Below are 23013 nucleotides of genomic sequence, written 5' to 3'. Positions count from 1 at the left end.
TGAACAGCGGGCGGCGGGAACCGCGGGCTCCCCTTGGCGCGTCAAGTTTTACGACCGGGTCGTACGCCGGAGGGAACCAATGTTGCCCTGGATGCGTCCAGGCCCACATGAGCTCCCCGCACATCAGGGTCCGCCCTGCCGCGCCCGAAGACCTGAGCGCGATATCGGACATCCACGCCCGCGCCCGCGCCAGCTACTACGCGGGCCACCTCCCGGCCGAGGAGTACAGCGGCCCCGCGGAGCTGGAACGACAGCGCGTGGGTACGGCCAGGGCCATCTCCTCGGACGACCGGACCGTGCTGTGCGCGGTCAGGGACGACCGGGTGGTCGGCTTCGCCGTGCTCGCCGCCCGCCACGACGAGGACAAGCTCTTCCACTTCCATATCGACCCCTCCGTCTGGCGCACCGGCACCGGCACCGCCCTGCACCGCGCCTGCGTCGCCGTCTGGCAGACCGCGGGCCTCACCACCGCCCGCCTCGAAGTCTTCGCCCCCAACGCCCGCGCCCGCGCCTTCTACACCCACCAGGGCTGGCAGGAGGACGGCCGCACCGGCGACCACGTCCGCATGGTGCTGCGCGTCCCCTCGGACGTACGCTCGCCGGAGCCGGTCGGCGAATGACCTGAACCGCGAGATCAATTGGGGGGCGGGGGAGTTGGGAACGAGCGGGGGCTCACAGACGGGGACGGCCGTCGCGTCGGACGATCCGGTGGCGGTGGCCGTGACAAGGCTGCTCACCGGCGGTCCTGACGGGCGTGCCGCCGTCGATCCCGGATTCGTCGTCGAGACGGGCGAGGACGATCTCGACGAGCTGCTCATGGACACCGCAAAGCTGATCGGCCCGGTCCTGCGGGTGGTGGACTCCGCCGAGCACGGACTCGTCGCCATCGGCGAGCGGGGCCGCGTGCCCGTATGGGGCACGGTCGGCTCGGACGGACGCCTCACCCGCCTGATGATCCGCGAGCACCGGCTGCCTTCGCGGCGGCCTGCGCGGCGGGGGCTGCGCCTCGCGGGGACCGGGGTGAGGTGGCTGGTGCGGTTCGGGTTCCCCGTGGCGATCGCTGTCTGGTGCTGGGGGATGCCCACCATCCTCCGATGGGCGTCGGGACCGGTCTTCGGCCTGTTCGTGGTGGGCACCTCCGGCATCGGATACGCCTTGATGTCGCTCGTCGAGATCTGGCTGTGGCGGGCCGCCACCCTCGCGGCGCTGGCGAGCGTATGGCGGCTGACGTATCTGCCCTGGGGACATCCGGGGATCGTCGACACGGTCTTCCTCGTGGGATTGCTGCTGATCGTCAGCAGCATCCTGCTGCGGCTGCGCGGAGAACGGCAGCTACGCCTCTCCCAACCACTGCGCCTCCCGCTCACCGGTACCTGGTACCCGGCAACGGGCGGTGAGATCGGTGCAGTTGACCTGTTCAAGCCCGGCCGCATCGGTCGCCGAGGCAGGTCGCTCACCGACTTCGCGGCGTACGGCGCGCCCGTCAACGCCCCTTGCGACGGTGCTGTCGTGCAGTTGGACGACGGCCATCCCGACTCCCCACCGGGGCACCCCCGTTACGGCCCCAGCGACGGCAATCACCTCGCCATCGACACCGGCTACGAGACGGTCCTCCTCGCCCACCTCGCTTCCGGCTCCCTCCGCGTCGCTCTCGGCGATACGGTCCGCACCGGCCAACTCCTCGCCGCGGTGGGCAACTCGGGCGACTCCGGCGTGCCGCACCTCCGCATCGAGGTAGCCCGCGACGACCGCCCCCTGCCGCTCCGTTTCGCCGGACGCCGTGGTGGAGGCCGGTTGTGGCCGGGCCTGCCCGTCACCGTCCCCCCGCACCAAGAGGACGCCGAGTAGCGCGACCCCTCGGCCCGGCGGTTCTCAGGACGGTCCCAGCGGGGCGAGGGTGCCCCCGGTGGTGAGGCGGCCTGTGAGGGTGGCGCGGGTGCCACGGGGAGCGGGGACGGCGAGGAAGGAACCCTTCGCCGAGGCGTGGACGCCCGCCGTGGCGGTGATCCGGGTAACGTCGCGGCTGCCCGCGGCGACGAGGTACCAGTGGGACTTGGGGGACTGCCACATGACGCCCGCCATGACGTGCTGGCCGAAGCGGCTGCACGCGTTGCCGTCGGTCTGCCGGCCGGCGACGGTACCGGGCGCGGCGGCCGTCGCGGTGGGCGGCACGAAACTGACCGTCGCCTGCCCCGGACCGCGCCAGGTGTCGGCGCGCGCACAGGTCCAGGACGCCTCGCCGCCGTCCTCGGGGAGCGGGGTACGGGCGAACTCCCAGTTGTTGACGGCCTTCACGCCCTGCCCGCGCAGCTCGCCCAGATAGCAGGCGCTGTGCGCCCAACTGACCAGCGCCTGCGACCCGGTGGCCTCGCGCGGCTGCCGCGCGGGAGCGCCGCCGCCCGGCGGCGGGGTGTACGTGAGATGGACCGGCGACAGGTCGCCGAGGTCGGTCAGCAGGAAGGTGTGGCTCTCCACGATCTTCGAGGACGACTTGAGCTGCACCACCGGCCAGGCGCTGCCGCACGCACCCGCGGTGGCCCCCGCGCCCGGCATCCGTACCGGATCGGTCACCCCGTCCGCACCGCGGTGCAGCGGCGCGCCGAGGACATTGGGCCGCATCAGATCGCGGGTCTGCGCGTCCGCGATCCACGGGGCGGTCAGGAAACGGGTGTTGCCGTCCACCCGGTCGACCACGACCGCCGCCGCCGTCGTGACATCGGCGTCCTGCACCTGCGCGAAGTCCAGCGCGGCGCGCCCCGAACCGCTGCGCGGCTGCGCGTAACGGACGATCCGCAGACCGTCGTAGAAGATCACCACCGTGGCCGCGTCGACATTCCCCGCGAAGAGCAACTGCGGCGGCTGCGCAGGGGCGTTGCGCGGGGTGCCGGGCGTCGAGGAGACGTCCACGTCGGCGCCGGGGTGGGCCCACACCGCGAGCGCCCGGCCGAGCAGCGCCGTGTCGTCCGCCCGGCCGCCGCGCGCGGGCCACGCCGTGAAGTCCATCCGCGCGGTGGACGACCACAGCCTCGCGTCCGGCCGTACGAGAGCGGCCGGATCGAGCGCGCGGGCCGCGTCCCCCGTACCGGACGCGGGAGAGCCCGGCGCCGCGTACGACGCCGTGCCGCCGTCGCCGCCGCTGCCCCACACCGCCCAGCCGGACACCAGCACGGCGGCCACCGCGACGGCCGCCCCTGTCACCAGACCCGCGCGCCTGCGCTGCCTGCGCCGCAGCAGGTCAGTGGGCCCCACCTGGAGCGTGCAGGGATCGAACTCACCCGCCGTCAGGAGGTGTTGCCCGCCCCTGACGGCCGCTGCCGCCCGCATCGCGCCGCGCGGATCGGCCGCGCCCGCGGCCTTCAGTACGGCCAGCACCTCGGCGTCGGCCAACTCCTCGACCCCGCGCAGCGCGAACGCCGCCCGCGCCTCGGGCGCCAACTCCGCCAGCGCCCGGTCCAGCGCCAACTCCTCGCTGCCGCCCGCCCGCGGATGCAGCCGCAAGCCCACGACCTGCGGCAGCGCTGTACCACCGGCAGCGGCCGTGCGTACGCGCTCCCGCCAGCCCCAACGGCCGCCGCCGTGCCGCCCGTAGGCCAGCGCCTCGCGCAACACCTCGTGGCGCAGCAGCGCGTACGCCTCACCGCGCGGCCCGTCCGTCGCACCCGCCGCCCCCGGCGGATACCGCCGGTCGCGCGGCAGCGACCGCTGCACGAGGCGGTGCGCGGTCAGCACTCTGCGATGTGTGCCGAGCGCGGTGGGCAGCGCCAGATACGCCAGCCGTACCAGGCGCGGGTAGTGCTCGACGAGCGCCGCCTCCGCCTCTTCCACAGCGACCGGGCCGGGCTCGTCATCGGCGGAATCGCTTTCTGCTGAGCGCGTGTTCACGCCCCGTCAAACGAGTGGATCATCCGATGGTCACGAGATACCGCTCGCGTGCGGCGGTCCCGACGCGCGACGGCGCCCGTCACCTGACCGTGACGGGCGCCCGGTACAACGGAGTTGACGCAGGTCAGACCAGTCCGGCCTTCTCCAGCGCCGTACCGCACGTGTCCACCATGAGCCGCGTCACCACGTACGGGTCCATGTTCGCGTTCGGGCGGCGGTCCTCGATGTAGCCCTTCTGGTCCACCTCGACCTGCCACGGGATACGCACCGACGCGCCGCGGTTGGAGACGCCGTAGCTGTACTCGTTCCACGGAGCCGTCTCGTGCGCGCCGGTCAGCCGCGCCTCGACGCCGATGCCGTAGTTCTTGATGTGCTCCAGCGGCTTGTCGTCGCGGCCCAGCGACTCGGCGGCCTCGACGATCGCCTCGTAGCCCTCGCGCATCGCCTTGGTGGAGAAGTTCGTGTGCGCGCCCGCGCCGTTCCAGTCGCCCTTGGCGGGCTTCGGGTCCAGCGTCGCCGAGACGCCGAAGTCCTCCGCCGTGCGGTACAGCAGCCAGCGCGCCACCCACAGGTGGTCGGAGACCTCCAGCGGGCTCAGCGGCCCGACCTGGAACTCCCACTGCCCCGGCATGACCTCGGCGTTGATCCCCGAGATGCCCAGGCCCGCGGCCAGACAGTTCTCCAGGTGCTTCTCGACCACCGGACGGCCGAAGATCTCGTCCGCGCCGACCCCGCAGTAGTAGCCGCCCTGCGGCGCCGGGTACCCGCCCTCGGGGAACCCGAGCGGACGCGAGCCCTGGAAGAACGTGTACTCCTGCTCGATGCCGAACAGCGACTCCTGCGCCGCGAACTTCTCCGCCACCTCGCGCAGCGCGGCCCGCGTGTTGGACTCGTGCGGCGTCCCGTCGATGTCGAAGACCTCGCACATCACCAGGACGTCGTCCCCGCCGCGGATCGGGTCGGGGAACGAGGAGACCGGCTTGAGTACGCGGTCGGACGCGTGGCCCTCCGCCTGGTTGGTGCTGGAACCGTCGAAGCCCCAGATCGGGAGCTCGGCGCCGTCGGCCAGGATGCGCGTCTTGGAACGCAGCTTCGCGGTCGGCAGGGTGCCGTCTATCCAGATGTACTCGGCCTTGTAGGTCACGGGACGCCATCCTTAACGAACAGTCTTCGCGGGTGCTGGCCGAGCTGCGCTGATCGGGCCACCCGCAGCGTGGCAACATCCCTTTTCCCGACTGTTGCCCACGTGTTAACCCACGGTGAACGCCCCCACGTGACCAGGGGCAACGCCCCAGGAGCCCCGCCTGTCACCGCTGCGCGGCGCAGTCCCTCGGGTCGTCGTGACCGGGCGGGACGCCGGTAGGCTCGGCGTCATGACCATGCGCTTCGGACTTCTCGGCACCGGCCCCTGGGCCCGGCTCGCCCATGGACCCGCTCTCGCCGCCCACCCGGAGGCGGAGTTCGTCGGGGTCTGGGGCCGGAGGCCGGAGGCGGCGGCTGAGGTGGCGGCGCGGTTCGGTACGCGGGCGTACGGGGACGCGGAGGCGCTGATCGCGGATGTGGACGCGGTGGCGGTCGCGCTGCCGCCGCATTTGCAGGCGCCGTTGGCGGTGGCGGCGGCCCGCGCGGGCCGTCACGTGCTGCTGGACAAGCCGGTGGCGACGACGGTGGAGGACGCGAGGGCGGTGGCCGAGGCCGTCACGGCGGCCGGAGTCGGGTCGGTGGTCTTCTTCACCCTGCGCTTCGACCCGGCGACAGCCGGGTGGATCAAGCAACAGGCCGCGCGCGGCGCGTGGTACACCGGCCGCGCGGACTGGTACAGCGCGGTCTTCACCGGAGACGAGAACCCCTTCGCGGACTCGCCGTGGCGGCGGGAGAAGGGCGGCCTGTGGGACGTCGGCCCGCACGCGTTGTCCGTCCTGCTGCCGGTACTTGGGGACGTCACCGCCGTCACCGCGGCCAACGGCCCCGGCGACACCGTACATATGACGCTCCGTCACGACTCCGGGGCCTCCAGCACCTCCGCCCTCACGCTGACCGCGCCGCCCGCCGCCGCGGGCGTGGTCATCGAACTGCGCGGTGACCAGGGCGTCGTGACCTACCCCGACGGCGTCGCGGGCGAGGCGACGGACTCGCTGGCGCACGCCATCACCGCGCTCACCTCCGGCACTCCGCACGCCTGCGACGCCCGTTTCGGCCTGCGCGTCACCGAGATCCTGGCGGCGGCGGAGTCTGCCCTGGCCCAGGTCCTGGCCCAGGACTTGGCCAAGGACCTGACCCAGGACCTGGCCTAGGTCCTGTCGGGTGCCGGGATGGAGAGACGTACGGGGAACGGACGGTCGGTCGGGTGACCGGGACGCGCCGGGAGAACGCCCTGACGGAATGCGCGGGCTACCGCGCCAGCCCGTCCCAGCCCCAGTGCGGTACGGGACCGGGGTCGCCGAGATCGGAACTCTCCTGGTGGGAGACCGACATGGCGATCCGCGTGCCCCACTCGATGTACTCGGCGAAGCGCTGCCGCAGCAACGCGTCGGCGGGCAACTCCTTCGCGGCGGTCGCGAGCATCAACTCCACCCAGCGCGCCCGCTGTTCCTCGGTGATCCGCAGGTCCAGGTGCTGGGAGAGCAGGGCCTGATGGCCGCCGAGGCGGGCGGTGTACTCAGCGGGGCCGCCGAAGACCTCGGTGAGCCAGACGACGACATGGTCGATATGGGCCTGGGTGAAGTGCACGAAGACCGGGGCGAGGAGCGGGTCGGCGAGGACCTGCTCGTAGAAGCTGTCGATGAGGCGGCGCAGCGCGTCGCTTCCGCCGACTGCCTCGTAGAAGGCGCCGGTGCGGTCGACGGGGGAATCCGGAGTGGTCATGGGGCGCTCCAGGTCGTGCCGGTGGTCGTGGCCAGGGATGTGCCGGCCAGGGATGTCCCGACCGCCTCGTAGCCCGCGGCCAGGAGCAGCCGGGCCAGTGGTCGCGGCCAGAGTCGGCCCGGCCGGTGCTTTGCGGCCAAGGATCACCCGGCCGGGCGGCGGGCACCGGGATTTACGCGGCGGGCGGATCAAATGGAGCAGTGGATTCCGGCCACGGCGAAGACACGGGGAAGAAACGGGCGGGCACGTCACTTGTACGCGGCATGAAGGCGATCACTTACACCAGCAACGGCGGCCCCGACGTCCTCACGCTCACCGAGCGCTCGGTCCCGGAGCCGGGGCCCGGCGAGGTACGGGTGCGCGTCCACGTCTCCGGCGTCAACCCGACGGACTGGAAGTCGCGGCGCAACACCGCCCCCGCCACGGCACAGGTGCCGAACCAGGACGGCTCCGGTGTCATCGACGCGGTCGGCTCCGGCGTGCCCGAGGCGCGGATCGGCGAGCGGGTCTGGATCTGGGAGGCCGCCTACGGCCGCGCGGACGGCACCGCGCAGGAGTACGTGGCGCTGCCCGCGGACCAGGCCGTCGCCCTGCCCGACCACGCCTCCTTCGACCTCGGCGCGAGCCTCGGCATCCCCGCCCTCACCGCGCACCGCGCCCTCACCGTCGCAGACGGCGGCCCCGAGCGGCTCGCCCCCGGCGCCCTCGACGGACGTACGGTCCTGGTCGCGGGCGGCGCGGGCGCTGTCGGCAACGCCGCGATCCAGCTCGCCCGCTGGGCCGGGGCCACCGTCCTCAGCACGGTCAGCGGACCCGCCAAGGGCGACCTCGCGCGGGCCGCCGGAGCCCATCACGTGGTGGACTACCGCGCCCAGGACGCCGCCGCCGAGATCCGCCGGATCGCCCCGGACGGCGTCAACATCGTGGTCGAGGTCGCCCCGGCCGCCAACGCCGCCCTCGACCGGGCCGTCGCCGCCCCCGACGCCGTCATCGCCTTCTACGCCGACGACGACGCTTCGGCCGCCGTGCCGGTCCGCCCCTCCATGGCGCTCAACCTCCGCTGGCAGGGCGTCCTGGTCTACACCGTCCCGCCCGCCGCCAAGGCCCACGCCGTCGCGGCGGTCACCGCCGCCGTCGCCGACGACGCCCTCCACGCCGGCCCCGACGCCGGGCTGCCCTTCCACCGCTTCCCGCTCGCCGAGACCGCCCAAGCCCACACGGCAGTTGAGGACAGCGTCATCGGCAAGGTCCTCATCGACGTGGCTGCGCACACCGGCTGACGCCTCGACAGCCCTTAGGTTCAACCGGCCCGGGTCCGCCGTTCGTCGCGCGGGTCCGGGCCCGGGGCCGGAGGACGGGTCCCGTCGACGGCCGACCGCGTATCTGCGGCCGTACCCGTACCGCCTCGGCGCCCGCGTCCTCGTGCCCCCGACCTTTCGGTGGCCGCCGAAACGTCACGGGGCGAGGATGGGTGCATGACCACCCGCACCAGGGCTCCGGGGGCGCCGAGGACCGGCGGCCCCCGTACGCCCGCGCTCGTCGACCCCGCCGTCCCCCGGCTCGCGGCCCTCGCCGCGCTCCTGGCCGACGAGACCAGGGCCGCGGTCTGCCTGGCGCTGCTGGACAAGCGCGCCTGGACCAGCGGCGAACTGGCCCGGCACTGCGGGGTCGCGCCGTCCACCATGAGCGAGCACCTGACCCGCCTGGTCGACGGCGGACTGCTGGCACGCGAACACCAGGGGCGGCACCGTTACGTACGTCTGGCCGGCCCCGAAGCGGCCCGATTCGTCGAGGACATGGCGGAACGGGTGGCCGTCGCCGTACCCCGGACCACCGGCGCCGGGCTGCGGGCGCACAGCGTGGGCCGGGCGATGGCGCGTGGCCGTACGTGTTACGACCACCTCGCCGGACGGCTGGGCGTGGCCCTCACCGACGCGCTGACCGGCAACGGCCTGCTCCGGCAGGACACCGGCTTCGCCCTCACCGACGACGGTGTGGCCTGGTTCACCGACCTCGGCGCGGATCTGTCCGGGCCGCCCTCGTCCCGCCGCCCGCTGGCCCGCCCCTGCCTCGACTGGACCGAGCGGCGCCCCCACCTGGGCGGCACGGCGGGCGCCGAACTCTGCCGCCTCGTCCTCACCCGCGCCTGGGCCGCCCGTATTGGCACCGGCCGCGCGGTGAAGGTCACGGCGCTCGGCGAGCGCGAATTCCACCGGGTCCTGGGCATCGAGCCGCACGACCTGGCGCTGGCGGACGCGTAGGACCGCCAGGTGGCGGTGGGCTCAGCAGCCCGCCAGGCGTTCGCGGACGGTGGCCGCGTCGAGGTCCAGGGCGCTGAGCAGCGTCGCGGCGGGGTCGGGGTGCGGGGCGGGCAGGAGCGCGAGCAGGAGATGGCGGGGCTCGATACGGCGTCCGCGCCGCTCGCGCTCGGCCTCGTGCTTGGCGGCGACGACGGTCGCGCGGGCGGCTGAATTGAGGGTGATGCGCCGTCGGCCGCGGACCGGCGGCGGGGCGAGGGGGATGTCGAGGTGGATGCCGAGCGAGCCGAGGGCGGCCCGGTCGAGGGCTTCGAGGGCGGCGTGGCCCTCGGCGAGGGTGACGCCGAGAGCGCGGGCGGGCTGGGCGGCCTCGTCGCGGAGCAGCGCGAGCAGCAGGTGATCGGTGCCGATCCGGCGGTCGCCGCGCCGGGCGGCCTCCTCGCCCGCCTGCTCCAGGACGAGCTTGAACCGGGCGTGAGCGGTGTTCTCCGGCATCGGGCGCCTCACTTTCCGTACTTCGCGTGCACCGACTGACGCGACACCCCGAGGGCGTCGCCGATCTGCTCCCACGACCAGCCCTGCCGGCGGGCCAACGCCACATGCGCGGCCTCGACCTGTTCGGCGAGCCGGTGCAGCGCGCCGACGGCCCGCAGGCCGACCGCGGGGTCGTCCGAGTTCACGGCCGCGGAGACACTGTTGGTATCCATGGACGTCAGGCTAGACTGACGCCCGGTATCGCGTCAATCCAAACTGACACATCCGTCCGGCCGGATGCGCGCGGTGCCAGAATGGCCGCATGGCCCCAGCGACGCCCGGCACCTCCACGCCCGTCACGCTCCGCATCGAAGGCACCGGCCTTCCCGGCCGCGCGTGCGCCGCGGCCCCCGGCTTCCCCGGATACACGAACATCCACGTCGCCGTTCAACGGCGAGCGAAACCGGGGGAGCTGCTCGACCCGACCCCCGGTGACGCGGACCGCGCCGGGTGGACGCTGGAGTGCGTCGCGCGTACGGTCGCGGGCGGCACCGAGCTGACCGGCCCGTACGTGCAGGGCGGGCCGGGCGGGCGCTTCGTCTATCTCTCCTGGGGCGGGGTCGGCGCGGACGGAACCTTCACGATGTTCCGCCGCGCCAAACTGCTGCTCGCAGCCGTCGAGCCGGACGTGCTCGCCGCCGCCGTACGGTCCGGGCGGCTCACCGGGCGCCTCGGCCTCACCGACCCCAAGGGGCACCCGCTGTGCGCCCGCGTCGTACCGCCGGTCATCGCCTGGTCGGCGGACTGAGCGCCGGGTCATGGACACCATGGGCGGCTTTTCCACGTGACGTTCTTACGTCGCCTTCTTACGTCACGGCCTTCGCCGCCGCCTGCGCGACCCGTTCCACCAGCGCGATCCCGTCCTGCTCCGACACATGGCCGCCTGACAGCACCGCGACCAGCAGCGTATGGCCGTCGTGGTCGACCTTCCCGATGCTGTTGACGTCCCACAGGCCGGTGGCGCTCCGCGGCAGCCAGCCGTTCTTGAGCGCGTAGTCCCCGCCGTCGGAGTCGGCCGCCGACACGCCCCACCGCTGGTCGGCGGTGACCGCGTGCATCAGGTCCGAGACGTAGTCGCGCGAGGCGGTGCTGAGCGGGGAGTCGTCGCCGTCGCCGTAGACCGCGCGCAGCAGGGTGATCTGGTCGGCGGCGGTGGTCTGGGTCAGGCCCCACAATTCGCCGCTGCCGGGGGTGGTGTGGCTCAGGCCGAGCGAGGCGTTGGCGGACGCCAGCCCCGGGCCGCTGCCGATGGCCTCCCACAGTGCGAGCGCCGCGTCGTTGTCGCTCTGCTCGATCATGTCGGTGGCCAAGTCGCGCTGCGCGGAGGTCAGTTGGGTGCCCGCGCGCTGATGCCGGAGCAGCAGCGCCGCCAGGATGTCGACCTTGACGATGCTCGCGGTGTCGTACGTCTTCGTGCCGCCGCTGTCGTACGTGGCGACCGTACCGCCGGCGTCGTCGCTGTCCCCGCCCAGTTCGGTCACGGCGACCGAGAAGTGCCCGGAGCCGGTGTCGGACAGGGCCTTGATCGCCGCGCGCAGCTCGGCCTGGGCGTCCCGCGCGGGCGTGGCCGTCGTCTTCTGCGGGGGAGTGGCCGAGGGGGACGCCGGTGCGGTGGTCGACGGCGTGGTGGTCGGCGGCGTGGTGGTCGACGGCGCCTGCGCCGGGGTGAAGGGCTTCGCGGTGGTGGGGGTGGGGGAGGGGGACGTGCCGCCCGTCGCGCCGCTGGTCGCCTTCCCGTCCGCCCCGGCCCGCGCGGACGGCGACTGGACGACGGTGGCCAGCGTCAGCACCGCGATCACCGCGAGTGTCGTGGTGGACACGACGAGGGGCCGCCGGGTCCACCAGTGCGCGGCGGCCCCGCTCCCCGCCTCGCTCCCGGCGTCGTCCCAGGCTGTGTCCCCGCCTGCGTCCCTGGCTGTGTCCCCGGCCCGGCTTCCGGCCTCACCCCCAGCTCCGCCGGACGTCTGTTCGTCATCCATGCGGATGACCGTATGAATCGTTTCTTGGATTCCGCTGAGATCCCGGTTCCAATCTGGTGAACCTTTGCGCCCATCCCGCGCGGCACCACCGAAAACCACGACAGAACGGTTCTTGCGTCATCTCTGTCAATTATTTCGCCTGCGGCGCGATCTATTGCGCTCACGTAACCCTGTCGTTACGATCCCCCGCACCAGACTTCCGGCCCCTGCCGCAGAGCACTCGCCCGAGCACTCACCCGAGCGCCCGACGGCCGCGCGGGCGGCGGGAGTTGACAGCCGATCGGAGGAGTCCAGATGGGTGTCACACGCCGGGTCTTCCTGCAAGCCGCCATCGCGGCCACTGCGGCAGGAACCCTAGGTGTCGCGGAGACCGCCGCCGCGGGCAGCGCGGCAGCGGCCAGCGGGCCGGGAGACGTGGTCGGAAAGGTCACGGTCGGCTATCAGGGCTGGTTCGCCTGCATCGGCGACGGCGCCCCGATCAACGGCTGGTGGCACTGGACGCAGAACTGGGGCCAGACCCCGTCACCGTCCAACACCGGCATCAGTAGCTGGCCGGACATGCGCGAGTACACCCACACCTACCAGACGGGATACGCCGCCCTCGGCAACGGCCAGCCCGCGACGCTCTTCTCGTCCTACGACCAGCAGACCGTCGACACCCACTTCCAGTGGATGCAGCAGTACGGCATCGACACCGCGGCGCTCCAGCGCTTCAACCCCACCGGCGGGGAAGGCCCGACGCGCGACGCGATGGCCGGCAAAGTGCGCAGCGCGGCGGAGTCGCACAGCCGGAAGTTCTACGTCATGTACGACGTCACCGGCTGGACGAACATGCAGTCCGAGATCAAGACGGACTGGACCAACAAGATGAAGGCCCACACGGCCTCCTCGGCGTACGCGACGCAGAACGGCAAGCCGGTCGTCTGCATCTGGGGCTTCGGCTTCAACGACAACAACCACCCGTTCAGCACCGACGCCTGCATCGACGTCATCAACTGGTTCAAGGGGCAGGGCTGTTACGTCATCGGCGGGGTGCCGCGCGAGTGGCGCACCGGCGGCGCGGGCACCCGCACCGGCTACTCGGACGTCTACCACGCCTTCAACATGATCTCGCCGTGGATGGTCGGCGCGATCGGCAACGCGGGCGACTCCGACAACGCCTACAACACCTACACCGTCGGCGACGAGGCCGACTGCGCGGCGCACGGCATCGACTACCAGCCGTGCGTCCTGCCCGGTGACGTCTCCGGACGGCAGCGCGCGCACGGCGACTTCATGTGGCGGCAGTTCTACAACGTCTGCCGCGCCGGGGTGCAGGGCATCTACATCTCGATGTTCGACGAGTACAACGAGGGCAACCAGATCGCCAAGACCGCCGAGTCCCAGGCGTGGACGCCCACCAACTCCGGCTTCCTGGCACTGGACGAGGACGGCACGGCCTGCTCCTCGGACTACTACCTGCGCCTGACCGGCGACGGCGGCAAGATGCTCAAGGGCCAGATCGCCCTCACCGCGACCCGCCCCACCCAGCCGCTGGTCTCCGGCGGCGGCGACACCGTACCGCCGACCGCGCCCGGCACGCTGCACGTCACCGGGCACACCGACACCACCGCCGCGCTGGCCTGGACCGCCTCGACCGACAACGTCGGCGTGACCGGCTACCGGATCATGCGGGTCACCGGCTCCACCAGCACCCAGGCGGGCAGCGCGCCGGGCAACGCCACGACCGCCACGGTCACCGGGCTCAGCCCGTCCACCGCCTACACCTTCACCGTCCAGGCCCTCGACGCGGCAAGCAACGTGTCCCCCGCGTCCAACCAGGTCAGCGTCACCACCGACGCGACGACCGTGCCGCCGGGGACCAACCTCGCCCTGGGCAAGGCCACTTCGGAGAGCAGCCACACCCAGGTCTACGGCTCGGGCAACGTGGTCGACGGCGACCCCAACTCGTACTGGGAGAGCAACAACAACGCCTTCCCGCAGTGGATCCAGGTCGACCTCGGCCTCACCACCACCGTCAAGCGGCTGGTGCTGAAGCTGCCGCCGCCCAGCGCCTGGGGCACCCGTACCCAGACCATCTCCGTTCAGGCGGGCCCCAGCGTCCCGCTGACCACCCAGATCCCCGCGCAGAACTACACGTTCAACCCGGCCTCGGGGAACGCGGTGACGGTCAATCTGCCCACGGCCGTCACCGCCCGTTACGTACGGCTGAACTTCACCGCCAACACCGGCTGGCCCGCCGGGCAGCTCTCCGAATTCGAGGTCTACAGCGCCTGACGGCCGGACACATCTAGCGCCCGCACAGCGCGTGGTCGGTGAGCGCCTCCACCGCGCGATTGACCTTGTCCTGGTCGATCAGCGCGGTGGTGGTGGTCACCGACACCGTCACCGCGCGGCGGCCGTCGGCGCTCACGGCGGGCCGGGTGTACACGCCGAAACCGTCGCCCTCGTGCAGGTAGGAGACGCCGCCGCAGGTCAGCGGGACCACCCGCAGGCCGAGGCCGTAACCGCCCTGCCTGCCGGACGGCGGCACCGGCAGGTCGTCGTACGGCACCGTCTCGCGCATCTCCCGCCACTGCTCGGCGGGCAGCAACTCGCCGGTCGCGAGCGCCCGGAAGAAGGTGTTGAGGTCGCCCGGCGTGCTCACCACCCCGGAGTCCGCCGTGTGCTGGAAGCTCAGCTCGGTCGCGTCGAGCACCCCGCCGTCGGGAGTGTCCACGGTCACCCGCTCGTGCGGCCCGACCAGGAACGGATTGTCGCCGGGGATGTACGTGTGCCGGAGCCCCAGCTTCGCGATGACGCGGTGCTCGACCAACTCCCGCCAGGTGGCGCCCGATCCGCCCGCCTTCCGCTCCGCCGTGTCGTTCGCCTTCTCCGCGATCATCCCGGCCAGCAGGTAGTTGGTGTTGGAGTACGCCCACTGCCGGGCGGTGCCCGCCGGTCCCGGTGTGAACAGCGGCGGGTGGCTCATCGCGATGGCGACGAGCTGCGGGGCCGCAGTCACGTCGTAGCGGTTCTCGTCGAAGTGCTGGAAGAGCCGGTCCTGGACGGACGGGTCGGCCACGTAGTCGTAGAGCCCGCTGGTCTGTCGCAGCAGGTCCCGCACCGTGATCCGCGAGCCGTCGTTGCCGTGGCCGCGCACCACGCCGGGCAGCCAGTGCTCGACGGTGTCGTCCAGCGACAGCTCGCCCTCGGCGGCCAGTTGGAGCACCACGACCGCCGTGAAGGTCTTGGTGGTGCTCGCCGCGCGGAACTCCGGCTCCCACGGGACGGGTTCCTTGGAGCCGCGTCCCGCCGTGCCGAACCGCGCCCGAAGCGGCCCGTCCGGGGTGTCGACCCGCGCCACGACATTGACCTGGCCGTCTCCCGCGGCCCGCACCGCGGCGAGGTCGCTCCGCAAGTCCCCCTGCCCGTAGTGGTGTTGGCCGCCCGTGCCGTGCGCGGGCACCGCCGCCAGCGCGGACGCGGCCAGTGCCACCGACCACGCCGCCACGATCGTGCGCTTCCCCGACAACGACACCTTCATGACGGCTCCCCGTTGGACGACTCAGGCCCGCCCCGTGCGGACTCCGTCCATCCAACCCGCGTCGCGCACCATGATCGATGGAGCTGTCACCCGAACGCCGGGTGGGGACAACCCCCGGTCAGCCGCGGCGCGGGCAGATCACCAAGTGGTAGGCGGGCAGGGTGGCGAGCGGCCGCTCGCAGTCAAAGCGGGCGCGGACGGCGGCGGCCGTCGCGGGCGCGATCTTGCCCAGCGGGAACCAGGACGTGTCGAGCACCGCGTAGCGCGAGGTCGGGTCGCTCAGGCAGCGCAGATTCTCGCGGTAGCTGACCTGACTGGTGATCGACCGGTCGTAGCGCGTGCGTTGGAGGAAGTCGGGCGTCGGGTAGCGGCAGTGCGTCGGGTTGCCGAGCAGATAGCCGATGTCGCCGAACGCCAGGTACGTGACGGGGGTGTCCGCGCCGATACGGTGCCGGACGCCGGTCAGCCACTGGGTCAACTCGTGCCGGGTGTCCGCGCGTTCGAGCGAGGTGAAGGTCGAGTGCCGGGTGTCGTACGAGTACGGCGTCGTCGGCCACACCGGGATCGCCAGCGCGAGGAGCAGGGCGAGGGCGGGGACGTAGCGGAGCAGGGCGCGGGGGAGCGGTGCCCGTAGCCGTACGCGCGTCTGTACGCGTCCTCGCAGGGAGGCCGTGAGCAGCGTCGCTACGACGACCGCCGAGACCAGCGTGTACGCGGCCGTCTCGTGCGCGTGCCGCCAGTTCCAGGACTGCCCGGCGATCAGCGGGACGGCGACGCCGAGCAGCAGGGCCCCGGCGAGCAGCGGCAGGTCGGGGCGGCGGGCGACGGCGAGACCGCACAAGGCGGCGGCCAGCACCGGAAGCGCGGCCAGGTGGTACTGGAACCACTGCCCCTGCACCACCAGCGCGGCCAGTACGCCCGCGACCCCGGCCGCCGTCAGCAGCGGCCACGCCCAGCGGGCGGCGCGGGACGCGCTGCCGCGCGCGAGCAGCACCACGGCGGCGGGCAGCAGCGCCACCACCGGGTTCATCAGCGCCTCGGTGCCGACCGTGGTGACCAGCGCGTGCACGTCGGCGGAGTGCAGGCCGTTCTGCAAAGGGGTGTTGGGGTTCAGCGCCGACAGTTCGTTGAACCAGCGCCACTCGCGCGGCTGCACGAGGATCGCCAGCGCGAAGCCCGCGGGGGCGGCGACGGCGGCTGCCGCCGTGGTCAGCCAGCCGCGCCTCCGGTCCAGGACGAGGAGCGCGCCCAGCGGCAGCAGCGCCGTGGGCGCGGTCGTGTACTTCACCAGCACCGCGAGCGCGACCAGCACGCCGCCGAGGCCGACGGCCACCCAGGTGCGGCGCGGCGCCAGCGCGGCGGCGAGACCGCCCACCGCGCACAGCACGGCCACCCACTCCGGCTGGAGGAAGTCCCAGGCGGGCGCGAAGAGCAGCGCGAGCCCCACGGCTCCCGCCACCGCGTTCGCCTCGCGGCGCGGCAGATGGCGGGCGAGGCCCTGGCGCAGCCACCACACGACGGCCGCCGCGACGACGATCACCAGCAACCGTATCGACGCCTCGCGCACGGCGACAGGACCGGCGGTGAGGTGGTCGAGCCACGACAGCGGCCAGCGGTACGCGAGCGGCCGGTGCACGAAGGTGCCGGACGCCGGAATCCCGCCGCGCCCGCTCGCCCGCATGCCGCCGAGGACGTACCGCACGTCGTGGTTGAGCCCGCTCCAGCACATGGCGGCGACGGCGGCGAGGCCGAGGAGGGCCGCGGCGAGGCGGACGGGGAGGGGGTACGGGGCGGTCGTGCGGTCGCTGTTGCGGTTGCGATCGCGGTCGCCTTCGTCGGGGCCGCGGGGTGCCGGGACCGCTTCCGGGCGGGCGTCCCGGCCCGGCGCCCGGTCGGTTCCGGGGGCCGGTCGCGCGGAGGTCCCGGCGCCGTCGTCGATGTCGGGAACGGAGGTCACGGCCGCTGACACTAGCCGCGTGCCCGCGCGGTAAGGCGCGGATGGCCGCCTCGTACGCCGAATGTTCAGCGGAATTTACGCGGGTGTTCGCGGCGGGCGCGCGACGTGGGCCGTTGGGGCCCGGGGCCTGGGGCCCGGCCGGGTGAGCGCGTACGGTCGCCGTCACTCGCTTCTACGGCCCGGCCCGCGCCGCCCGCGCCCGTACGGCCGCTGTCCGCCCGCGCCCGTACGGCCGCTGTCCGTACGGGCGTACGTCACGCGGGTCGGTGCACCCGTCAGTTCGCGGTGTCCGCCAGCGTGGCCTCGTCGACCAGCCCCATCCTGATCGCCTTGACGACGGCGCTGGTCCGGTTCGTGGCGTCGAGCTTCAGCAGGACGCTGCTCACCAGCCGTTTGGCGCCGTGCTCGGAGATCAACAGGCGCCTGCCGATCTGCTTGTTGCTCAGGCCGCGCACCAACAGCACCAGCGTCTCGTTCTCACGTGACGTCAGCGCACCGCGCCGTTTCACCGGGGCCGCTGCCGCCGCCTGCTGGATGAGGCTGCGGCCCAGCTCCACCGGAATCGCCATCTCCCCGGCCGCCAACTGATCGAGGGCGCGGGCCATTCCGGCCGCCGACAGGTCCTGCCGGATCAGATATCCGTCGGCGGGCAGCCCCGCCAGGTCCCCCGTCTGATGCTGCTCGATCACCAACAGCAGCCGTGGTGAAGGGTTCTCGCCCCCGACACCCCCGGCACTTCCGGTCTCCCCGACACCCCCGGCATCCCCGACGACCGTCCACAGCCGCCGGTTGGCCGCGGTCAACACCGCCACATCGGGGGCGTGTTCGCGCACCTTGCCGATGAAGTCGAACTCGTTCGCCGCGAAGTACGTCTCCACGCCGGTCGCGAGTCCCGACATGATCGCCTGCACCCCGAGGCGCAGTATCTGGTCCTCCATGAACAACACCACGCGGAGCCGCGCGGGAAACGGCATGCGACGCGAATGGTGGAGAATTTCCGAAGTCATAAGTCCGCCCGTGTCTCTTCCGAGTAAGAACCACATCGGCGGCCTGCCCCCGAGCGGGCGCCTTTCCACAACGCGACGCCACCCCGACCGGCCGAAAAGGCCGACGAGGGCGACTGCGGGAGCGCTTACGGGCCTGAGCGTTCCCCATCGCGTTCGATCACACCTGGTACTCCCCTGGTATCCACCCGGCATGGCAGGAGGCCACGCCCGGTAGCAGGTGATCACATTTTCGCCTCATTACGCTACCAACGGTTAACGGCACCGGTCAACCAACTCGGAACCCCGGCGTCCGCCGAACCGGAGCGGGGCGTACCGCACGTGAGTGGACGGCACCTCGACGCGGGCCCGTGCGGGGCTCGTTGACCAGCCACTTGTGCGGTCACGTGAGCGGTTGCGTGAGCAGTCGCGTGACCAGTCGCGTGAGCGATTTCGCGAGCTTACGCGTGCGCCTACTTGAGCAGCCGGGACATCCGCCGGTCCGCCAGCGGCTTGCCGCCCGTCTGACACGTCGGGCAGTACTGCATCGCCGAGTTGCTGAAGGACACCTCGCGGATCGTGTCCCCGCACACGGGACAGGGCTCGCCCTTGCGCCCGTGCACCCGCAGCCCGCTCTTCTTCTCCGACTTCAGATCGCGCAGATCCGCGCCGCGCGACCGCTCGACGGCGTCGGCCAGCGTCGTACCGACCGCCTCGTAGAGTGTGACCACCTCGTCCTCGGTGAGCGTGGCGGCCAGCTTGTACGGCGACATGCGCGCCGCGTGCAGGATCTCGTCCGAGTACGCGTTCCCGATCCCGGCGATCACGCTCTGGTCGCGCAGCACGCCCTTGATCTGGCTGCGCTTGCCCGCAAGAAGTTCGGTGAAGGCCGCGAGGGTGAAGTCGGCGGCGAAGGGGTCGGGGCCCAGGCGCGCGACGCCCGGTACGTCCAGCGGGTCCCGTACGAGGTAGACGGCGAGGCCCTTCTGGGTGCCGGCCTCGGTGACGTCGAAGCCGGTTCCCTCGCCGCCGGTCGTACCAGTGAGCCGTACGCGCAGTGCCAGCGGTCCCTTGCCGGGGCGCGGCGGCGCGTCCGCCATCTTCTCCGTCCACCGCACCCACCCGGCCCGCGCCAGGTGGATCACCAGGTGCAGCTCCCCGGCCGTGAGGTCGAGGAATTTCCCGTGCCGCCCCACGGCGTCGAAGGTCCGCCCCTCCAGCGCTCCGATCGGCGGGTCGTACGTCTTGAGCGCGTGCACGGCGACCGGGTACACCCGCGCGACCGTACGGCCGACCAGCCGCTCGGCCAGGAACCCGCTCAGGGACTCGACCTCCGGCAGTTCAGGCATACCCCCAGTCTGCCCTGCCGCCGCCCGACCCGCCCCGGACGCGTCGCCGCCCCGGACGCGTCGCCGCCCCGGGGCGTACGGCCCCGGGGCAGGGTGGGACAGCCGGGATCAGGCGGGCTGGAGTACGGCGAAGGTCGCGCCCGAGGTGTCGGCGAACCAGGCGATCCGGCCGATGCCCGGCACGTCCACGGTCGGCACCAGCACCGTCCCGCCCGCGCCCTGGACGCGGGTGACGATGTCGTCCGCGTCCGCCACGTCGAAGTACGGCACCCAGCGCGGGCCCACACCCTCCTGCGCGGCCGTGACGCCGCCGAAGGCCGTGTTCCCCTGGTCGCCCTCCGAGGTCGAGACGAAGGTGTACGGCGCGTCACCCAACTGCGTGTCCGCCCCCCGCCAGCCGAACAACCCGCGGTAGAACTCCAGCGCCGCGGCCGGGTCCGCCGTCTGGAGCTCGACCCACCCCAGCGACCCGTACACCGACGTGGTCTCCAGACCCTTCAGCGCCTTCGGCTGGAAGAGCGCGAATTCCGCCCCGCCCGGGTCGGTGACGGCCGCCATCCGCGCCGCGTCCTGCGCGTCGAACGGCTCGGCCCGCACCGCCCCACCGGCCTGCGCGACCGCCTTCGCGGTGGCCTCCACGTCCGGCGTCTCGAAGTACACCGTCCACGCCGGGGTCGCCCCCTCGTCCACCAGCGGCCCCAGCGCCGCCACGATCTTCCCGTCCTTCCGCAAGGTCCCGTAGCTCCCCGCGTCAGGCCCCGCCGGGTGGAACGTCCAGTCGAACACCGCCCCGTAGAACCCCGCCGCGGCCACCGTGTCCTTCGCCGCGATGTCGATCCACGTGGCCGATCCGAGAATGGAATCCGTGGTGAGCATGCTGACGTGCCTGCCTTCCGTCATCGGTTCGAACCCATGGGCCAGAAGCCCCACCCCATCGTATACATGGTATACACCCCCTCGCCCGCCCTTGGCCGGTATCAACCGCGTCGTCGCGGACATGCGATGGCCATGACGGATGAGCCGGGCACCACCCCCGCCGAGGACAAGACGCTCTACCAGAGGGAGACCCTGGAGGACGAGGTGATGGACGAGGTACTCGCCGCGTACAGCGACGTTGTCGAGGAGAAGAAGCTGCCGACGCCGAGCGAAGCAGCGGAGACGGACGCGGACTAAGACCCTGGACAGCGGCCTTGCCGGCCGGGCGTTTGTGGGAGCCCGTCCGGGGCGGGAGGCATCTCACCCCGGACGGGCCGTCGGAGGTCACCCGGCGGAGGGCCGGATGACGTAACCGCTGCCGCCGTCGGCGTCGAAGGACAAGAGGTCGTCCGTCTGTGCGGCGTCGAGGCGCAGGGCAGGGCGTTCAGCGTCGGTGACGTCCACCCGCGGTGTGCCCGGGGGGAGTCGCACGGCGATGCCGCGGGATACGTCCGAGGTGATCAGTGCTTCCGCCAGGGCGCCGTTCTGCCAGCGGATGCCGACCTCGATGCCGCCTCGCGCGCGCAGACCCCGCACCTCGCCCTGCGGCCATGCGGAGGGCAGTGCGGGCAGCAGTTCGAGCACGCCGGGGCCGTCCTGCAACAGCATTTCGGCGATGGCGGCGGTCGCGCCGAAAGTGGCGTCGATCTGACCGGTCTCCGGCGGACACCGGCCCAGCAGGTTGGCGGTGGTGTGCTCGGCGAGCAGGGTCGTCACCAGGCGGTGCGCCGTCTCGGCGTCGCCCAACCGGGCCGCCAGCGCGGCGGCCCATGCCGCACTCCAGCCGGTGCTCCCGCTGCCGCCCTTCAGCCTGCGGTCGAGGGCCGCGGCTGCGGCCGCCGCCAACTCAGGGGTGGTCCGAGGGTCGATGGCGCGCCCCGGGAAAAGACCGTAGAGCGGCGAGAAATGCCGGTGACCCGCATCCTCCTCCGTGACGTCCTCCCACCATTCGAGCAGCCGGCCGTCCACGCCGGTCGCCGGGGGACGCAACCGCGTACGGGCGTTGCGCAACCGGATGGTGACGTCGTCGTCGGCGCCGAGATCGTGCGCCGCCCGAACACAGTTGTCGAACAGCTCGCCGATCAGCCAGTAGTCCGACGTGGCCGACGCACCGACCGCGACCAGGCGGCCCGAGGCGCTGCGGAAGCGGTGTTCGGGCGAGGTCGAGGGGCAGGTGACGAGGCTGCCGTCGGCGTCCTCGACGAGGAAGTCCAGCAGGAACAGCGCGGCGCCGCGCAGCACCGGGTAGATCCTGGCCAGGAAGGCGCGGTCGCCGCCGAATTCGTAACGCTGCCACAGGTGCGCGCACAGCCACGCGGCGCCCAGCGGCCAGGCCGCCCAGGACGGCGAGCCCGACACCGGGTCGGTCAGCCGCCACAGATCGACGTTGTGGTGGGCCGTCCAGCCGCGGCAGCCGTAGAAGTCGCGCGCGGTCCTGGCCCCCGGCACCGCCAGTTCCTCGACCAGACGGAGCAGCGGCTCGTGGCATTCGGGCAGCGCGGTGACCTCGGCGGGCCAGTAGTTCATCTGGAGGTTGATGTTGACCGTCCAGTTGCTGTTCCACGGCGGGGTGGTGTCGTGATTCCAGACGCCCTGGAGGTTGGCGGGCTGGCTGCCCGGCCGGGAGGAAGCGATCAGCAGATAGCGTCCGTAGGCGAACAGCAGGGCGGCGAGTCCCGGGTCCTCGGCCCCGGCGCTCGCCGCGGCGAGCCGTTCGTCGGTGGGCGCGTCCGCCGCGGCCGTACCGTGTGGCGCGGCGTCCAGTCGCAGGGCGGCCCGGCGGTAGAGAGCCCGGTGGTCGGCGACATGCTCGGCGTGAAGAGCTTCGTAAGAGGTCGCGACCGCCGCCGACAGGACCTTGAGAGCCTCCTCGGCGCAGCCCTCGTCGGGACCGGCGGGCGGCGTGTCCCAACCGCGATATCCGGTGGCCACCGTGACCCGCAGCAGCGCCGACCGTGCACCGTGCACCGTGACCGCCCCGTCGGCCGCGACCTCCATGGAGCCGCCGACGGCCTCCACGTGCAGAGCGGCGGCGAAGCCCGTTCCCGCGTCCGGGCGGTAGGTGAGCGGGTCGGGCTCGTCGAAGGCCAGGTGCGCCGGGGCCCGGCCGGTGAGGACGACCGTCGAGGGGGCGTCGCCGGCCGGTCGGACGGCGGCCCCCCGGTGCGGTGACGCCAGCCGCGCGGTGAACGACACCCGGCCCGGCCCTTCCGCGGCGAGCCGCATCACCAGGACTCCAGCGGGCGCGGACAGGAAGCTCTCGCGAACCATGACCTCGTCACCGCGGCGGTACACCACGCTGTGCACAGCGCGGTCCAGATCCAGCGACCTGCGGTAGTCCCGGCAGCCGTCCCTGGCGTCCGTATCGACGGTGAGCACTCCGAGCGGCTGGTAAGCCTGTCCGAACGGACCTTGCATTCGCTGCGACAGATCGTCGGCGAGGTCGTAGTCGCGGTCGCGAAGGACCGCCTCGCGCAGCGGAGCCAGGTGCGCGGACGGCGGGTCGGCGCGCGGCGCGGTGCCGTGAGGCAGCCCCGACCAGAGCGTGTCGGCGTTGAGATCGACCCGCTCCCTGCCCGTACCGCCGTAGAGCATCGCCCCGCTGCGGCCGTTGCCCAGCGGCAGGGCCTGCGCCGGAGTGTGCGCGGGCTGCCGGTACCACAGCTCGTCTGTCGTCATGCGTGCGCTCTCCATGGACGAAGGGG

The 23013-nt window shown here is 72.6% G+C and carries 20 protein-coding genes; 8 read left to right on the top strand and 12 right to left on the bottom strand.

The genetic code is table 11. From position 1 onward, the window contains the following. Positions 1 to 107 precede the first annotated feature (107 nt). Positions 108 to 620, top strand: a complete 513-nt coding sequence (locus BGM09_RS21465; RefSeq protein ID WP_188283287.1) for a GNAT family N-acetyltransferase — start codon at positions 108 to 110, stop codon at positions 618 to 620. Positions 621 to 714: 94 nt separating this feature from the next. Further along, positions 715 to 1848: a M23 family metallopeptidase gene (locus BGM09_RS38955; protein WP_188283286.1), complete on the top strand. Its 1134-nt coding sequence runs from the start codon at positions 715 to 717 to the stop codon at positions 1846 to 1848. A gap of 24 nt (positions 1849 to 1872) precedes the next feature. Here the strand turns inward: BGM09_RS38955 and BGM09_RS21455 are convergent, their stop codons facing one another. Together BGM09_RS21455 and glnII are read right to left on the bottom strand one after the other, a co-directional pair. Beyond that, entirely contained in the window at positions 1873 to 3882 is a 2010-nt protein-coding gene (locus tag BGM09_RS21455) for a hypothetical protein (protein ID WP_188283285.1), read from the bottom strand. 124 nt (positions 3883 to 4006) lie between these two features. Beyond that, a complete protein-coding gene (gene glnII / locus BGM09_RS21450; RefSeq protein WP_188283284.1) occupies positions 4007 to 5026 on the bottom strand; it encodes a glutamine synthetase in 1020 nt (339 codons plus the stop codon). A 235-nt stretch (positions 5027 to 5261) separates the two neighbouring features. Here glnII and BGM09_RS21445 point away from each other — a divergent pair, with 235 nt between their 5' ends. Next, positions 5262 to 6176: a Gfo/Idh/MocA family protein gene (locus tag BGM09_RS21445; protein ID WP_188283304.1), complete on the top strand. Its 915-nt coding sequence runs from the start codon at positions 5262 to 5264 to the stop codon at positions 6174 to 6176. 97 nt (positions 6177 to 6273) lie between these two features. On the opposite strand, the gene BGM09_RS21440 is transcribed toward BGM09_RS21445, so the two are convergent. Further along, positions 6274 to 6747, bottom strand: coding sequence for a group II truncated hemoglobin (locus tag BGM09_RS21440; RefSeq protein ID WP_188283283.1), 474 nt, complete (start codon positions 6745 to 6747; stop codon positions 6274 to 6276). Positions 6748 to 7010: 263 nt separating this feature from the next. Between BGM09_RS21440 and BGM09_RS21435 the strand changes: the two genes are divergently transcribed. Then, positions 7011 to 8027, top strand: coding sequence for an NADPH:quinone reductase (locus tag BGM09_RS21435; protein ID WP_188283282.1), 1017 nt, complete (start codon positions 7011 to 7013; stop codon positions 8025 to 8027). Positions 8028 to 8222: 195 nt separating this feature from the next. Further along, positions 8223 to 9008 (top strand): ArsR/SmtB family transcription factor, encoded by a 786-nt coding sequence (locus BGM09_RS21430; protein WP_188283281.1) that lies wholly within the window; start codon positions 8223 to 8225, stop codon positions 9006 to 9008. Between the two features lie 21 nt (positions 9009 to 9029). Here the strand turns inward: BGM09_RS21430 and BGM09_RS21425 are convergent, their stop codons facing one another. Then, a complete protein-coding gene (locus BGM09_RS21425) occupies positions 9030 to 9500 on the bottom strand; it encodes a Clp protease N-terminal domain-containing protein (RefSeq protein WP_188283280.1) in 471 nt (156 codons plus the stop codon). Between the two features lie 8 nt (positions 9501 to 9508). Then, positions 9509 to 9712, bottom strand: coding sequence for a helix-turn-helix domain-containing protein (locus tag BGM09_RS21420; protein ID WP_188283279.1), 204 nt, complete (start codon positions 9710 to 9712; stop codon positions 9509 to 9511). 89 nt (positions 9713 to 9801) lie between these two features. On the opposite strand from BGM09_RS21420, the gene BGM09_RS21415 reads away from it, so the two are divergent. Then, positions 9802 to 10287: a DUF5990 family protein gene (locus BGM09_RS21415; RefSeq protein WP_188283278.1), complete on the top strand. Its 486-nt coding sequence runs from the start codon at positions 9802 to 9804 to the stop codon at positions 10285 to 10287. A 58-nt stretch (positions 10288 to 10345) separates the two neighbouring features. Here the strand turns inward: BGM09_RS21415 and BGM09_RS38950 are convergent, their stop codons facing one another. Continuing rightward, positions 10346 to 11518 (bottom strand): serine hydrolase, encoded by a 1173-nt coding sequence (locus BGM09_RS38950; RefSeq protein ID WP_317452813.1) that lies wholly within the window; start codon positions 11516 to 11518, stop codon positions 10346 to 10348. Positions 11519 to 11812: 294 nt separating this feature from the next. On the opposite strand from BGM09_RS38950, the gene BGM09_RS21405 reads away from it, so the two are divergent. Beyond that, a complete protein-coding gene (locus BGM09_RS21405) occupies positions 11813 to 13795 on the top strand; it encodes a discoidin domain-containing protein (RefSeq protein ID WP_188283277.1) in 1983 nt (660 codons plus the stop codon). A gap of 13 nt (positions 13796 to 13808) precedes the next feature. Here the strand turns inward: BGM09_RS21405 and BGM09_RS21400 are convergent, their stop codons facing one another. The 5 genes from BGM09_RS21400 to BGM09_RS21380 all read right to left on the bottom strand — a co-directional run bounded on the left by BGM09_RS21400 (position 13809) and on the right by BGM09_RS21380 (position 20233). Beyond that, complete coding sequence (locus BGM09_RS21400) at positions 13809 to 15044, bottom strand: serine hydrolase domain-containing protein (RefSeq protein ID WP_188283276.1); 1236 nt, start codon at positions 15042 to 15044, stop codon at positions 13809 to 13811. Positions 15045 to 15162: 118 nt separating this feature from the next. Continuing rightward, positions 15163 to 17001 carry a hypothetical protein gene (locus BGM09_RS21395; protein WP_188283275.1) on the bottom strand — a complete coding sequence of 613 codons (1839 nt, stop codon included), beginning with the start codon at positions 16999 to 17001 and terminating at the stop codon, positions 15163 to 15165. 275 nt (positions 17002 to 17276) lie between these two features. Continuing rightward, the gene (locus BGM09_RS21390) at positions 17277 to 17939 is read right to left on the bottom strand and encodes a response regulator transcription factor (RefSeq protein WP_223187373.1); all 663 of its coding nucleotides are present in this window, start codon (positions 17937 to 17939) and stop codon (positions 17277 to 17279) included. A 518-nt stretch (positions 17940 to 18457) separates the two neighbouring features. Further along, on the bottom strand, positions 18458 to 19333 hold the full coding sequence (locus BGM09_RS21385) for an Fpg/Nei family DNA glycosylase (RefSeq protein ID WP_188283273.1): 876 nt from the start codon (positions 19331 to 19333) through the stop codon (positions 18458 to 18460). A gap of 108 nt (positions 19334 to 19441) precedes the next feature. After that, positions 19442 to 20233, bottom strand: coding sequence for a VOC family protein (locus tag BGM09_RS21380; RefSeq protein ID WP_223187372.1), 792 nt, complete (start codon positions 20231 to 20233; stop codon positions 19442 to 19444). Between the two features lie 102 nt (positions 20234 to 20335). Between BGM09_RS21380 and BGM09_RS21375 the strand changes: the two genes are divergently transcribed. After that, complete coding sequence (locus tag BGM09_RS21375) at positions 20336 to 20506, top strand: hypothetical protein (RefSeq protein WP_188283272.1); 171 nt, start codon at positions 20336 to 20338, stop codon at positions 20504 to 20506. An 87-nt stretch (positions 20507 to 20593) separates the two neighbouring features. On the opposite strand, the gene BGM09_RS21370 is transcribed toward BGM09_RS21375, so the two are convergent. Continuing rightward, complete coding sequence (locus tag BGM09_RS21370) at positions 20594 to 22987, bottom strand: glycosyl hydrolase family 95 catalytic domain-containing protein (protein ID WP_188283271.1); 2394 nt, start codon at positions 22985 to 22987, stop codon at positions 20594 to 20596. Between the last annotated feature and the right edge of the window lie 26 nt (positions 22988 to 23013).

This window comes from Streptomyces sp. CBMA29 (genome assembly GCF_014596445.1).
Taxonomy (GTDB): domain Bacteria; phylum Actinomycetota; class Actinomycetes; order Streptomycetales; family Streptomycetaceae; genus Actinacidiphila.
The sequence above is the reverse complement of the archived record's forward strand: the minus strand, read 5'-3'. Positions and strand labels throughout refer to the sequence as shown.